Source organism: Serratia sp. BNK-4 (genome assembly GCF_048685115.1).
In the GTDB taxonomy this organism is placed as follows: domain Bacteria; phylum Pseudomonadota; class Gammaproteobacteria; order Enterobacterales; family Enterobacteriaceae; genus Serratia; species Serratia bockelmannii.
In genome coordinates this window covers 3675675-3688409 of record NZ_JBLQTM010000001.1, presented here as the reverse complement: position 1 = coordinate 3688409, position 12735 = coordinate 3675675, and the positions used below count along the sequence as shown (strand labels likewise).

Annotated in this window: 16 protein-coding genes; 7 read left to right on the top strand and 9 right to left on the bottom strand. The window is 60.8% G+C overall.

Going from position 1 to position 12735, the window contains the following annotated elements:
* Positions 1-37 precede the first annotated feature (37 nt).
* Both ACMGGW_RS17705 and ACMGGW_RS17700 read left to right on the top strand, forming a co-directional pair.
* Positions 38-325, top strand: coding sequence for a CopG family ribbon-helix-helix protein (locus ACMGGW_RS17705; protein WP_049205214.1), 288 nt, complete (start codon positions 38-40; stop codon positions 323-325).
* The gene (locus ACMGGW_RS17700; RefSeq protein WP_043138388.1) at positions 325-612 is read left to right on the top strand and encodes a type II toxin-antitoxin system RelE/ParE family toxin; all 288 of its coding nucleotides are present in this window, start codon (positions 325-327) and stop codon (positions 610-612) included. The genes ACMGGW_RS17705 and ACMGGW_RS17700 overlap by 1 nt, the downstream gene beginning before the upstream one ends.
* A gap of 43 nt (positions 613-655) precedes the next feature.
* On the opposite strand, the gene nrdF is transcribed toward ACMGGW_RS17700, so the two are convergent.
* The 5 genes from nrdF to ACMGGW_RS17675 form a co-directional block, all read right to left on the bottom strand.
* Positions 656-1627 (bottom strand): class 1b ribonucleoside-diphosphate reductase subunit beta, encoded by a 972-nt coding sequence (gene nrdF, locus ACMGGW_RS17695; RefSeq protein ID WP_033639549.1) that lies wholly within the window; start codon positions 1625-1627, stop codon positions 656-658.
* An 8-nt stretch (positions 1628-1635) separates the two neighbouring features.
* Complete coding sequence (gene nrdE, locus ACMGGW_RS17690; protein WP_071845116.1) at positions 1636-3780, bottom strand: class 1b ribonucleoside-diphosphate reductase subunit alpha; 2145 nt, start codon at positions 3778-3780, stop codon at positions 1636-1638.
* Positions 3762-4166 carry a class Ib ribonucleoside-diphosphate reductase assembly flavoprotein NrdI gene (nrdI, locus tag ACMGGW_RS17685; protein WP_004928930.1) on the bottom strand — a complete coding sequence of 135 codons (405 nt, stop codon included), beginning with the start codon at positions 4164-4166 and terminating at the stop codon, positions 3762-3764. Before nrdI ends, nrdE begins: the two co-directional genes overlap by 19 nt.
* Positions 4167-4175: 9 nt before the next feature.
* Positions 4176-4406 carry a glutaredoxin-like protein NrdH gene (gene nrdH / locus ACMGGW_RS17680; protein ID WP_004928934.1) on the bottom strand — a complete coding sequence of 77 codons (231 nt, stop codon included), beginning with the start codon at positions 4404-4406 and terminating at the stop codon, positions 4176-4178.
* 272 nt (positions 4407-4678) lie between these two features.
* Positions 4679-5110: a carboxymuconolactone decarboxylase family protein gene (locus ACMGGW_RS17675; RefSeq protein WP_141967042.1), complete on the bottom strand. Its 432-nt coding sequence runs from the start codon at positions 5108-5110 to the stop codon at positions 4679-4681.
* A 95-nt stretch (positions 5111-5205) separates the two neighbouring features.
* On the opposite strand from ACMGGW_RS17675, the gene ACMGGW_RS17670 reads away from it, so the two are divergent.
* Positions 5206-6630 (top strand): PLP-dependent aminotransferase family protein, encoded by a 1425-nt coding sequence (locus ACMGGW_RS17670; RefSeq protein WP_049296138.1) that lies wholly within the window; start codon positions 5206-5208, stop codon positions 6628-6630.
* Between the two features lie 67 nt (positions 6631-6697).
* On the opposite strand, the gene ACMGGW_RS17665 is transcribed toward ACMGGW_RS17670, so the two are convergent.
* Positions 6698-7006: a DUF883 family protein gene (locus ACMGGW_RS17665; protein WP_004928950.1), complete on the bottom strand. Its 309-nt coding sequence runs from the start codon at positions 7004-7006 to the stop codon at positions 6698-6700.
* A gap of 229 nt (positions 7007-7235) precedes the next feature.
* Between ACMGGW_RS17665 and asr the strand changes: the two genes are divergently transcribed.
* Entirely contained in the window at positions 7236-7586 is a 351-nt protein-coding gene (gene asr / locus ACMGGW_RS17660) for an acid resistance repetitive basic protein Asr (protein WP_004928953.1), read from the top strand.
* Between the two features lie 195 nt (positions 7587-7781).
* On the opposite strand, the gene ACMGGW_RS17655 is transcribed toward asr, so the two are convergent.
* Positions 7782-8162, bottom strand: coding sequence for a DUF4440 domain-containing protein (locus ACMGGW_RS17655; RefSeq protein WP_043138374.1), 381 nt, complete (start codon positions 8160-8162; stop codon positions 7782-7784).
* Positions 8159-9541 (bottom strand): MFS transporter, encoded by a 1383-nt coding sequence (locus ACMGGW_RS17650; protein WP_089196197.1) that lies wholly within the window; start codon positions 9539-9541, stop codon positions 8159-8161. The genes ACMGGW_RS17655 and ACMGGW_RS17650 overlap by 4 nt, the downstream gene beginning before the upstream one ends.
* Before the next feature lie 105 nt (positions 9542-9646).
* Between ACMGGW_RS17650 and ACMGGW_RS17645 the strand changes: the two genes are divergently transcribed.
* The 3 genes from ACMGGW_RS17645 to ACMGGW_RS17635 all read left to right on the top strand — a co-directional run bounded on the left by ACMGGW_RS17645 (position 9647) and on the right by ACMGGW_RS17635 (position 12256).
* Positions 9647-10552 (top strand): LysR substrate-binding domain-containing protein, encoded by a 906-nt coding sequence (locus tag ACMGGW_RS17645; RefSeq protein ID WP_197832409.1) that lies wholly within the window; start codon positions 9647-9649, stop codon positions 10550-10552.
* Positions 10553-10642: 90 nt separating this feature from the next.
* Positions 10643-11815 (top strand): MFS transporter, encoded by a 1173-nt coding sequence (locus tag ACMGGW_RS17640; protein ID WP_197832410.1) that lies wholly within the window; start codon positions 10643-10645, stop codon positions 11813-11815.
* Positions 11816-11917: 102 nt separating this feature from the next.
* A complete protein-coding gene (locus ACMGGW_RS17635; RefSeq protein WP_025303979.1) occupies positions 11918-12256 on the top strand; it encodes a DUF2002 family protein in 339 nt (112 codons plus the stop codon).
* Positions 12257-12282: 26 nt separating this feature from the next.
* On the opposite strand, the gene ACMGGW_RS17630 is transcribed toward ACMGGW_RS17635, so the two are convergent.
* The gene (locus ACMGGW_RS17630) at positions 12283-12729 is read right to left on the bottom strand and encodes a DUF1198 family protein (protein WP_025303978.1); all 447 of its coding nucleotides are present in this window, start codon (positions 12727-12729) and stop codon (positions 12283-12285) included.
* Positions 12730-12735 lie beyond the last annotated feature (6 nt).

Genomic DNA, 12735 nt, shown 5'->3' with positions numbered 1-12735 from the left:
TTGAGCTACATGTGATTGACCGACGTTGGGAGCGATTATGTCGACGACGACCATCCGTATTCCAGATGAGCTTAAAGCCCGAGTCACCGCTGTCGCCGAGCAGGCTGGCGTGACGTCTCACAGCTTTATTTTGCAGGCAATAGCGGAGAAAACGCAGCAAGAAGAGTTGCGCCGCGACTTTGAGAATGAAGCGGAAAAACGCTATGCCAAGATAATTGCGACGGGAGAGACGGTCTCTTGGAAAGAGATGCGCGGTTATTTGGAAAATTACGCAGCCGGTAACACTGACGCTGTTAAACCTCCGGTAAAAAAATTGGGGCGCTGATGGCAAACGTCGAGTTGGCGCCAGAGGTCAGGGATGATATCGAACGTATTCTCGCTCATTTGGCTCAGTATGGTGCCGTGGATCCAGGGCGGCGCATTCAGGAAATCATCCAGGCGATTGCGGTATTGGAACATAATCCATTGATCGGACGAGCCCTTGGCTCAGGGCTGCGTGAATTGATTATTGGGCAGCAAGTTCGCGGTTATTTGGCGCTCTACAAATATATCCCTGATATCGATACGGCGTTTGTTCTGGCGATCCGTAGTCAGAAAGAACAAGGGTATTGAATGCACGATACCGGCCTGAAAGACCGGTATCGCTGTCATGTTCTCAGAAGTCCCAGTCCTCATCCTCGGTGTTGACCGCCTTGCCGATGACGTAGGACGACCCTGACCCGGAGAAGAAGTCGTGGTTTTCGTCGGCGTTTGGCGACAGCGCCGACAGGATCGCCGGGTTGACCTCCGCCATCGCCGGTGGGAACAGCGCTTCATACCCCAGGTTCATCAGCGCCTTGTTGGCGTTGTAGTGCAGGAAGGTCTTCACGTCTTCCGTCCAGCCGACGCCGTCGTACAGCTCCTCGGTGTAGCGCACCTCGTTGTCGTACAGGTCCTGCATCAGATCGAAGGCGAAATTTTTCACCTGTTGGCGCCGTGCGGCGTCCACTTTCTCCAGCCCTTTCTGGAACTTATAGCCGATATAGTAGCCGTGCACCGCCTCGTCGCGAATGATCAGGCGGATCAGATCGGCGGTGTTGGTCAGCTTGGCGCGGCTGGACCAGTACATCGGCAGGTAAAAGCCCGAATAGAACAGGAACGACTCGAGGAACACGCTGGCGACCTTTTTCAGCAGCGGATCGTCGCTGCGGTAGTGCGCCAGAATGATGCCGGCTTTCTTCTGCAGCGCGCGGTTTTCCTCGCTCCAGCGATAGGCGTCATCCACGTCCGGCGTTTGACACAGGGTAGAGAAGATTGAGCTGTAAGAGCGGGCGTGCACCGCCTCCATAAAGCTGATGTTGGAGTACACCGCCTCTTCGTGCGGCGTCAGCGCATCGGCGATCAGGGCCGGCGCGCCGACGGTGTTCTGGATGGTGTCCAGCAGCGTCAGCCCGGTAAACACCCGAATGGTTAGCTGCTGCTCCTTCGGAGTCAGCGTGGCCCAGGACGGGATATCGTTGGACAGCGGCACCTTCTCCGGCAGCCAGAAGTTGGAGGTCAGGCGGTTCCATACCTCCAGATCCTTGTCGTCTTCGATAATGTTCCAGTTGATGGCGCGCACCAGCGGCGCCGATGTTACGGTCGTCATAAGTTGCCTCACAGCGCGCAGGACACGCAGCCCTGCACCTCGGTGCCTTCCAGCGCCATCTGGCGCAGGCGGATGTAGTAAATGGTCTTGATGCCTTTGCGCCAGGCGTAGATCTGCGCGCGGTTGATGTCGCGGGTGGTGGCGGTATCGCGGAAGAACAACGTCAGCGACAGCCCCTGATCGACGTGCTGCGTTGCGGCGGCATAGGTATCGATGATTTTTTCCGGGCCAATCTCGTAGGCATCCTGGTAATACGCCAGGTTGTCGTTGGTCATGTACGGCGCCGGGTAGTAAACGCGGCCGATCTTGCCTTCCTTGCGGATCTCGATACGCGAGACGATCGGATGGATGCTGGAGGTGGCGTTGTTGATGTACGAGATGGAACCGGTCGGCGGCACCGCCTGTAGGTTCTGATTGTAGAGCCCGTGCATCATCACCGACTGGCGCAGCGCGCGCCACTCGTCGCGGCCCGGAATGGCGATGCCGGCGGCGGCGAACAGCTCGCGCACCCGCTCAGTCTGCGGCAGCCAGTCGCGCTCGGTGTACTTGTCGAAGTACTCGCCGCTGGCATAGCGCGAGTGCTCAAAGCCGTCGAACGCGCCGCCGCGTTCGATCGCCAGCCGGTTCGAGGCGCGGATGGCGTGATAGGCCACGGTATAGAAATAGAGGTTGGTGAAGTCGATGCCTTCTTCCGAGCCGTAGAAAATGCGCTCGCGCGCCAGGTAACCGTGCAGATTCATCTGGCCCAGGCCGATGGCGCGGGCGCTGCGGTTGCCCTCGGCGATCGACGGCACCGAGCGGATATCGCTCATGTCGGCCACCGCGGTCAGCGCGCGGATCGCGGTCTCGATCGCCTTGCCGAAGTCCGGCGCGTCCATGGTTTTGGCGATATTCAGCGAGCCGAGGTTGCAGGAGATGTCCTTGCCGATGCGATCGTAGCTCAGATCTTCGTGATACGTACTGGCGCGGTTGACCTGCAGGATCTCCGAACACAGGTTGCTCATGTTGATGCGCCCGGCGATCGGGTTCTCCCGGTTGACCGTGTCCTCGAACATCACGTAGGGGTAACCGGATTCGAACTGGATCTCCGCCAGCACCTGGAAGAACTCGCGCGCGTTGATGCGCGACTTGCGGATACGCTTGTCGTCCACCATCTCGCGGTATTTTTCACTGACGCTGATTTCAGACAGCGGCGTGCCATACACCCGTTCGACGTCGTAGGGCGAGAACAGGTACATCTCTTCGTTGTTCTTCGCCAGCTCGAAGGTAATATCCGGGATCACTACCCCCAGCGACAGCGTCTTGATGCGGATCTTCTCGTCGGCGTTTTCCCGCTTGGTGTCGAGAAAACGCAGGATGTCAGGGTGGTGGGCGTTGAGATACACCGCGCCGGCCCCCTGGCGCGCGCCGAGCTGGTTGGCGTAGGAGAAGGCGTCTTCGAGCATTTTCATGATCGGAATGACGCCGGAGGACTGATTCTCGATGCGCTTGATCGGCGCGCCCACCTCGCGAATATTGCTCAGCATGAAGGCCACGCCGCCGCCGCGTTTCGACAGCTGCAGCGCGGAGTTCACCGCCCGGCCGATCGATTCCATATTGTCTTCGATGCGCAGCAGGAAGCAGGAGACCAGCTCACCGCGCTGGCGTTTGCCGCAGTTGAGGAAAGTCGGCGTGGCCGGCTGGAAGCGGCCCGAAATCATCTCCTCCACCAGATCCTGCGCCAGGGCGGTGTCGCCCGCCGCCAGCGTCAGCGCCACCATGCACACCCGGTCTTCGTAGCGTTCCAGATAGCGCTTGCCGTCGAAGGTTTTGAGCGTATAGCTGGTGTAGTACTTGAAGGCGCCGAGGAAGGTCTCGAAGCGGAATTTCTTGGCGTAGGCCTGCTGGAACAGCTGCTTGATAAACGGGAATTCATACTGCGCCAGCACCTGCGGCTCGTAGTAGCCTTCCTCCACCAGATAGCGCAGCTTTTCCTCCAGGTTATGGAAGAACACGGTGTTTTGGTTGACGTGCTGCAGGAAGTAGTGCCGCGCCGCCAGCCGATCTTTATCGAACTGGATCCGGCCTTCCGCATCGTAAAGATTGAGCATCGCGTTGAGCGAATGGTAATCCAGCGCGCCCGTCTCGGGCCTGGTCAGTTCTGTCGTTGCCAAAATGCGGTTACTCCCTGTCTAACGTTTTCAACGTCTTGCGTCGTGCCGAGCAGCTCGAAGCGGTACAAAAAAGGCACCTGGCATTTTTTGGCGATGATGTCGCCGGCGATGCCGTACGCTGCGCCGAAGTTGGTGTTCCCAGCGGCGATGACGCCGCGCAGGTATGAACGGTTTTGCGGAACGTTGAGAAAGCGGATCACCTGGATCGGCACCGCGCCGACGGCGCTGCCGCCGCCATAGCTGGGTACGATCAAGATATAGGGTTGTTCCATCAGCAATTTGCTGCGGGCGCCGGCGATCGGAATGCGGATCGCCGGCAGGCCCAGTTTCTCAACGAATCGATGGGTGTTCTCCGAACTGCTGGAGAAATAGACCAGCGGATTCATCGTCGAGCCTCAGCAGGTGAGCGCCAGCGCGCCGATTTTGTCCGGCCGGAAACCGGACCAGTGGTCGTCACCGGCGATAATGACCGGAACCTGCTGATAACCTAAGGATTTAACGTGGTTCAGCGCCTGCTGATCCTGGGTGAGGTCGATCACCTGATAATCAATCCCCTGTTTATCAAATGCGCGATAAGTGGCGTTGCACTGGACACAGTCCGGCTTACTGTAAATAATAATGCTCATGATTCGCATTTACCTTTAGGCTGAAGGAAAGGCGGGCAAGTCAGATAACGGAGCATCGTTCCTGGCGTTTCTGACGGCGTTATCAACCGAACGACATTCCCTGCGGCTGACCCATAAAATACTATATGTAGATATTTGTTTTATCAACCACGCTATATATGGTGTTTTGTGGGGTTGGGTGCGCAGGCCGCGCCGGGGCTGGAAAAGGCGAGGGAAAAATTTTTTGCGGGTGAGAAATTCCCCCTCTCAGTGAAGAGGGGGAGTCGAGCGCATTACTGACGCATGCTGACGGCCAGACGATTGAAGGCGTTCATGATGCTGATGGCGAAAGTCAGATCGGCGATCTCGGTATCGCTGAAGTGCGCTTTTAGCGCCTCGAAAGCGCTGTCCGGCGCGCCGGTGGCGGCGATCAGCGTCACCGACTCGGCCCATTCCAGCGCGACGCGCTCGCGCTCGCTGAATTCATGGCTGACGCGCCAGCCCGCCAGCGTATCCAGCTTGGCATGACTGAAGCCGCTTTCACGCAGCGCTTTGCCGTGCATGTCCAGGCAGTAGGCGCAGCCGTTGATCTGCGAAACGCGCATAAACATCAACTCGATGGTCGCCTTGTCCAGGGCACCTTTCTCCAGCGCCATCAGCGCGCTCACCATATTTTTGTACGGGGCGGGCGCCAGCTCGGCATAGTTCAAACGTTGCTTAATCATGGTCAACCTCAATCGGTAGTAACGAAATCATTCCGCTACTTTAGCGGCCTTATGGTCTATGCTATAGGGCCATAAAATGATTATTTAACCGGGCCATAATGCCAACTTTCCTGACCTCGCTGCGGCTGGACAGCCGGCTCGCCGAGCCGCTGTACCGGCAGATTTACCAGCGGATTAAAGACGCCATTACCCAGAGCAGCCTGGCGGCAGGCAGCCGGTTGCCCTCAGTGCGCGGGTTGGCGAGCGATCTGGGCGTGGCGCGCGCTACGGTGGAAAGCGCCTACGCGCAACTTATTGCCGAAGGTTTCTTGCAGAGCCGCGGGCAGGCGGGCACCTATGTCTCGCCACAGCTGCCACACATGCCGCCGGGCGCGGTCCCCGCTGCGCCACCGCTGGCGGCAATGGCGGCCGATCCGCTGCAGCCGCAAGGCATGCTGCAGCCTTTCCAGCTGGGGGTACCGGCGCTGGACGCGTTTCCACGAGCGCTGTGGCAGCGCATTGTCGCCCGCCAGCTGCGCGGTTCCACGGTGGCTTCTCTGGCGCTGCCGCCGGCCGGCGGCCTGTCTGAGCTGCGTGAGGCGATCGCCCATTACCTGCATTTGTCGCGCGGCATCAGCTGTCGGCCGGAGCAAATTTTCCTCTGTGCCGGTTATCCGGCGTTGTTGGACTGGGTGACGGAGACGCTGTTACATGCCGGCGACGCGGTATGGATCGAAGATCCCGGCTATCCGGTCACGCGTCCGCTGCTGCTGGCCGCCGGCGTCAGGCCGGTCGCCGTGCCGGTGGATGAACAGGGCATGGACGTGGCCGCCGGTATTCTGACGGCGCCTGAGGCGCGGCTGGCGGTGGTGACGCCGACCCATCAAAGCCCGCTCGGCGTCTCGCTCAGCCTGGCGCGGCGCATGGCGCTGCTCGACTGGGCGCAGCAGCGCGGGGCCTGGATCCTCGAGGATGACTACGACAGCGAGTTTCGCTATCACGGGCGGCCGCTGCCGCCGTTGAAAAGCCTCGATGTTCAGGGTCGGGTGCTGTACGCCGGCACCTTCAGCAAAACGCTGTTCCCGGCGCTGCGCATGGCTTATCTGGTGGTGCCCGTCGGTCTGACGGAAACATTCGCGCGCAGCAGCCGGCTGCGTGGCTGCGGTTGCCCGCCGCTGCTGCAGGCCGGCGTGGCGGATTTTATCCGGCAAGGGCATTTCTATCGCCACCTGAAACGCATGCGGCCGTTGTACCGCCAGCGGCGCGAGTGGCTGACGCAGGCGTTGGAGCGACAGCTGGGGGCGTGGCTGACGACGGTGCCGCAACAGGGCGGTATTCAGCTGTTGGCCCGGCTGCGCGACGGCTTGGCGGATGCGCCGTTGGCGGCGCAAGCCTGGCAGCAGGGGCTGGCGGTGCAGGCGTTGTCGGACTGGCGAATCGACCATCCGGTGGGGCAAGGGTTACTGCTGGGGTTCGCCAATTTCAGCCGGCGAGAGGAGGCGGAGCGGGCGGTACAGGGGCTGGCGCAGCTGTTTCGCTAAAATTAAACGGCCCGCGATTTCCGCGGGCCAGACGCACATCTGTTTTATCTTTATGACTGCAGGGGTGTTAACGCCGGGCCAGCAGCACGCCGAGCACGATGCCGACGGCGGCACCGATCCCTACGCCCTGCCAAGGTTTGTCACGCACATAGCTGTCGGCTTGATCGACGGCGTCGCGCGCATGCTGTGTCAGACTGGTGGAGCCGTTGAATCGCGCCCGAGCGTCGCGCAGCACGCCTTTCGCCTTGCTGTGCAGCTCTTTCAGTTCCTCTTTGGTCTTGTCACCGGACTCGCGCAACACTTCATCCAGCGTATCGGCCAACAGAGTGACGTCCTGATCGATATCGCGTTCTGTTCTTTCCGCTTTCTTAAACATTCAGCTCTCCATTTCGACACATGTCTTTTAAGTGTAGACCATGCCGAGAATTGTGTGGCCGATCACGGAAAAAAACCGCCGTCACGCAGGTGTTTGCCGGTGCGTGGGCTTTGTACATTTGGTTACTCGGCGAAACCAATCACTCACGGAAGCGGCAGTTTGATTCCACTAGTATCTGTTTCAACGGCTCCACCGGGGCTTACCGAAACAACACTCTGAGGATTTAAAGATGAAAAAAGTATTAGCGCTGATCGTTGCTGCCACTATGGGTCTGTCTTCTGTTGCTTTCGCTGCTGATACCGCAGCTACTGCTCCGGCTACCACCACCGCGCCAGCTGCGACCACCACTACCGCTGCGCCAGCGGCTGCTGCTGAAAAAGCGCCAGCTAAAGCAACGCATCACAAGAAAGCTAAGCACCACAAAAAAGCGCCAGCCCAGAAAGCTCAGGCCGCTAAAAAGCACCACAAAAAAGCACCAGCTCAGAAAGCCCAGGCTGCTAAAAAACACCACAAAAAAGCGCCAGTGCAGAAAGCTCAGGCCGCTAAAAAACACCACAAAAAAGCCGGTAAAAAAGCTTAATTAAGTGATGGTTGCGGAACCGGAAGGTTCCGCACTCTCCAGCCCGTATTCCAGACACCCGGTTCTTCCGGGTGTCTTCTTTTGAGGCGACGAACGATGATCCATCGCTATCTGTTTGAAGTCATTTTCAGCGCGGTAACCCTGTGTGGGGTGATCGTCGGTTGGGAATTGTTTTTGGCCGGCAGCTTCCTGTGATCATTGCGCTGCGGCAGTTTCGTGCAAATGCCGCCAGCCGAGCGCGTCGGGCAGGCGTTCAAACACCACCGTGGAGTAGCGCAGCGTGGCGCTTTGTCCCGGCAGACTCTGTTTTTCCCGGTAGCTGACTACCGCGCCCGTCGGCCATTCGGCCACCAGCTTCATCTCTTCTATCTCGATTTCCAATCCCGGTTTGGCGGCGCGATGCGCGCGGAAAAAAGCGCACAGCGCGGTGAAATCCAGCGGCGCGCCGTTCAGCGCGATCATGCTGAATTCCGGCGTAAAGCGCGCCAGCAGCGCTTGCTCTTCTCCGGCGCCTTTGCCCAGCCAGCGTTCAATGGCGATGTGGGCGTCGATCACTTCGGTAAAATACGGGTTCATAAAGCATCCTGTTGAGCGTTGAGTTGGCGCACGATGGCGCGGTTGGCGAGGCGCAGGCACAGCAACAGCGGGATAAATACGCTGGCGCCCGCCAGAATGAAGCAGGTTCGGTAGGCCGCCGCGGGCGGCAACACGGCCAGCAGCAGATTCAGCAGCAGGCTGAGCAGCGCCACGCCGAGGCAAAAACTGAGCTGGCGGTTGATGTTCCACAGCGCGCTGGCGTCCGCCAATTGGCCGTCGGGGATCTGCAGGAACGCGCTGCTCTGCGCGGTGCTGCTGCACAGGCTGCCGCCAAACCCCATTAGGGCGAAGGCGGCAATCTGCAACGCGTGCTGCCCGGCCAGGTCGATCTGCGCCAGCGTCAGCATGCCGGCGCCTTGCAACAGACAGCCGGCGATCAGCAGCGGCCGCGGGCCGAGGCGGTTAAAGCTTTTGCCGGTCAGCGTGATGGCCAGGAACGACGCCAGCGCCCAGGGCAGCATCAGGCCGCCGACCTGTGCGGCGGGCATCCCCAGCTGGTTTTGCAGATACAGCATCGCCACCAGGCTGACGCCGATGAACAGGCCGGGAATACACAAATAAACCGCCATGGCGTTGCGCAGCAGCGGATCGGCGACCAGCCGCAGGTTCAGCAGCGGCTGCGGGGTACGCAGGCTATGGCGCAGATAATAGGCCAGCACCAGTAGACCGGTGGCCAGCAGCGCCGCGCCGGAAGCTTGATGGCCGGCTTCGCTCAGCCGGGTCAGGCCGAGCAGCAGCAGCGTCAGCGCCGCGCAGGCGCTCAGTAATCCTGTCGCGTCGAGCGGTTTGCGCGCCGCCGTCGGCGTTTCCGCACGCAGCCACAGCGCCGCCAGCGCCAGTGCCAGGGCCGCCAGCGGCAGGTTGGCGAAAAACACCCAGCGCCAGTCCAACCGATCGACGAGCCAGCCGCCCAGCGCCGGTGACAGCGCCGGTGCCAGCAGCCCCACCAACATGATGGCGGCCGACAGCCCGGCGCGTTCATGGCTGCGGTACAGCTGATAGGTCAGCGTTTGGCCGATGGGGATCAGCAAGCCGCCGCCCATGCCCTGCAGGGTGCGCCAGCCGATCAGCGCGCCGATGCTGTCGGCGTTGCCCGCGCCGAGGGTGGCCAGCATGAACAACGCCAGCGACAGCAGAAACACCCGCCGTCCGCCGATGCGCTGCGCCAGCCAGGCGCTGAGCGGGATCACCAGCGTCAGGCCGAGAATATAGCCGTTGCTGACCCACGCCAGTTGGCTGACCGACGCCCGCATCACCTGGCCGATGGCGGGGTAGGCGACGTTGGCGATAAACATATTGATCAGATCGACGAAAAAGCCGAGCAGATAGACGATTGCCACTTTGCTGCGATAAGACATGGTGCCTCCGGTTGAAGGCGAGCAGTGTATCGGGGGGAAAAGTGCGGATAAATCGGCGGCGGGCGATTACACTGTCAAAATTATTTTGACAATAAGGGCGACGAAATGCTGAATTTGCAGCGTCTGGCGATCTTTGCGGCAGTGGTGGACGCGGGCAGCTTTACCGCGGCGGCGGCGGCGCTGGGGCAAACCAAGGCGGTGGTGAGCTTTAACGTCAAGCAGCTGGAGAACGAGCTGGGGGTGTCACTGCTGGCGCGCAGCACCCGGCGGCTGTCGCTGACCGATGCCGGCGAACGCTTCTACCAGCGCAGCCTGCAGCTGCTGCAGGAGGCGGAAAATGTGCTGGACGACGTGCGTCGCGATCATCACGGGCTGAGCGGCGTGCTGCGTATCACCAGCACGCCGGAGTACGGCGCCCAGGTGGTGGTGCCGGCGCTGGCGGCATTTTCGCGACAGCATCCGCGGCTGCGCATCCAGCATGTCTCTTCTTCTTATCATGCCGATCTGATCTCTGAGCGCTTCGACGTGGCGATCCGTCTGGGCCAGCTGGCGGATTCCAGCCACCGCGCGGCGCTGATCGACAGCTTTGCCATCTTTCCGGTGGCGTCGCCGGATTATCTGGCCGACCGGCCGATTCATTCGCTGACGGATCTGGCGCAGGCGCAGTGGATCGCCCACAGCCGGCTCAGTTCGCCGCTCAGCTGGCAGGTGGTCACGCCGCAGCGCGAAGCGGTGCTGTTCAAGGTTGCGGACGCCGCCACGCTTACCGGCGACAGCGCTGCGGCATTGTTGGCGTTCGCCCTGCATGGCGCCGGGGTGGCGCTGCTGCCGGCGTGGCTGGCGCAGCCCGACATCGATGCCGGCAGGCTGCAACGGTTACTGCCGGATCACCGTTTCCCTGAGCAGAGCATCTATGCGCTCTACCCGAATACCCGTCACGTGCCGGAGAAGGTGCGGGCGTTTATCGATTTTCTGCGCGCGCGGGTGGCGGCAAAATCGTTAGCGAAATAATAATTCGTTATAACTCTCTCATTTATCATCAAATCTCATCGGGGTATGCTGGAGGGCTTCGTCTACCCCGTCCGATGCGAGCCACCTTCGATGACCGCAGAAAATAACCTCCAGCTGAACCGACGTATTTTGTCCGTGGTGATGTTCACCTTCGTCTGCTACCTGACCATCGGCCTGCCGCTGGCGGTGTTGCCGGGATTTGTGCATGACCACCTGGGCTACAACTCGGTGTTGGCGGGCCTTATCATCAGCGCGCAATACTTCGCCACGCTGTTCAGCCGCCCGCACGCCGGGCGTTACGCCGATCAGCTGGGGCCGAAGAAGGTGGTGCTGTTCGGCCTGGCCTGCTGCGGTGCCAGCGGCCTGTTTTACGCGCTGGCGTTCGGCGTTAACGATTACCCGTGGCTCAGCCTGCTGTTGCTGTGCGTGGGGCGGGTGTTTCTCGGCGTCGGCGAAAGCTTCGCCAGCACCGGTTCCACGCTATGGGGCATCGGCCGGGTCGGGGCGATGCACACCGCGCGGGTGATTTCCTGGAACGGCGTTGCCACCTACGGGGCGATGGCGGCCGGGGCGCCGCTTGGCGTGTACCTGAACCAGCAGTGGGGATTGGCCGGGGTAGCGGCGCTGATCGTGCTGGCGGTTGCGGTGGCGCTGCTGTTGGCGAACGGCAAGCCGGACGTCTCGATCGCCGCCGGGCAGCGCATCGCCTTTAGCGCGGTGTTCGGCCGCATCTGGGCCTATGGTCTCGGTCTGGCGATGGGCACCGTCGGTTTCGGCGTGATCGCCACGTTCATCACACTTTACTATGCCGACAAAGGCTGGAGCGGCGCGGCGTTTTCGCTGACGCTGTTCAGCTGCGCCTTCGTCGGCATTCGCCTGATCTTCAGCAACGTCATTAACCGCCACGGCGGGTTGAAGGTGACGCTGGCGTCGTTTCTGGTCGAGATCGTCGGGCTGCTGTTGATCTGGCAGGCTGGTGAGCCCTGGATGGTGCAAACCGGCGCGTTGCTGGCCGGCGCCGGTTTCTCGCTGGTGTTCCCGGCGCTGGGCGTCGAGGCGGTGAAACAGGTGCCGCCGCAGAACCAGGGCACGGCGCTCGGCACCTATTCGGCGTTCCTCGACCTGGCGCTGGGCATCACCGGCCCGCTGGCCGGGCTACTGATCGGGCAGACGGGCGTGCCGTCGATCTATCTGGCGGCGGCGCTGCTGGTGGCGCTCGGGGTGTTGCTCACCCTGCGCCTGCTGCAGCGCAGCCGGGCCTGATTCAGGAATAGTCCGAAACCCGGATTCCTTCCCAGAAAATCATTGTTTCGGTGAATGATTACGGTAAGGTCGCTCAGCGGTCCAGAATGAGAGGAGGAATCGATGTATTTACGGCCGGATGAAGTGGCTAAAGTGTTGGAGAATACCGGCTTTGAGCGTGATTATGTCACCGATCAGGCCTATGGTTACCGCAAGGGCGCACACTACGTGTATGTGAATCGCGAAGCGCGGATGGGCAGAACCGCGTTGGTGATCCACCCGGCGCTGAAAGAGAGAAGCGTGCATTTCGCCACGCCGACCTCCCCGGTGCGCTTCAGCGAGCAGTATCTGGAGTTTCCCCTGGATTTAAGCAGCGACACCCCGAACCAGCGCTACGGCATCGCACACGGCTTCAGCTCGCGCGAAGCGCTTTCGCGCTACCTTTACAGCATGTTCCTGTAATCGGTCCCCCGACCCGGGGGACGCTATCAGCCGTGGGCCAACGCTTCGCGGTTGAAACGCTCGTTGTAGGCGCGGCGGAATTGCGCCAGTTCAAACGCATCAATATCCAGCTCGGCGAAGTAAAACAGCGCCGCTTCGGTGTGCTCGGCGTGTAGCTCCGGTGACAGCCCGGCGCGCAGCAGCACGTCACGCCACAGGGCAATCTGCTCGTCGTCCGCCTGTTTGATAAACGTCAGGTAGATGAACAGCAGATAAGCCGCCTGGTGCATCTCTTCGGTGTAGCCGTTGTTCAGCATGCGGATAAAGGTCTGGCTTTGGCGGCCGCCCATTTCCTGGATCATCGATTCGATCAGCATCGGCTTGACCCTCAGCAGATGGGCCAGCGAATCGATGGCTTTGCGGGTGTCGGACGTCAAGATGCGGTAACCGATAATGAATACGACGATCAGGGCGGCGAGGATGATCCAGGTCATTTAGGC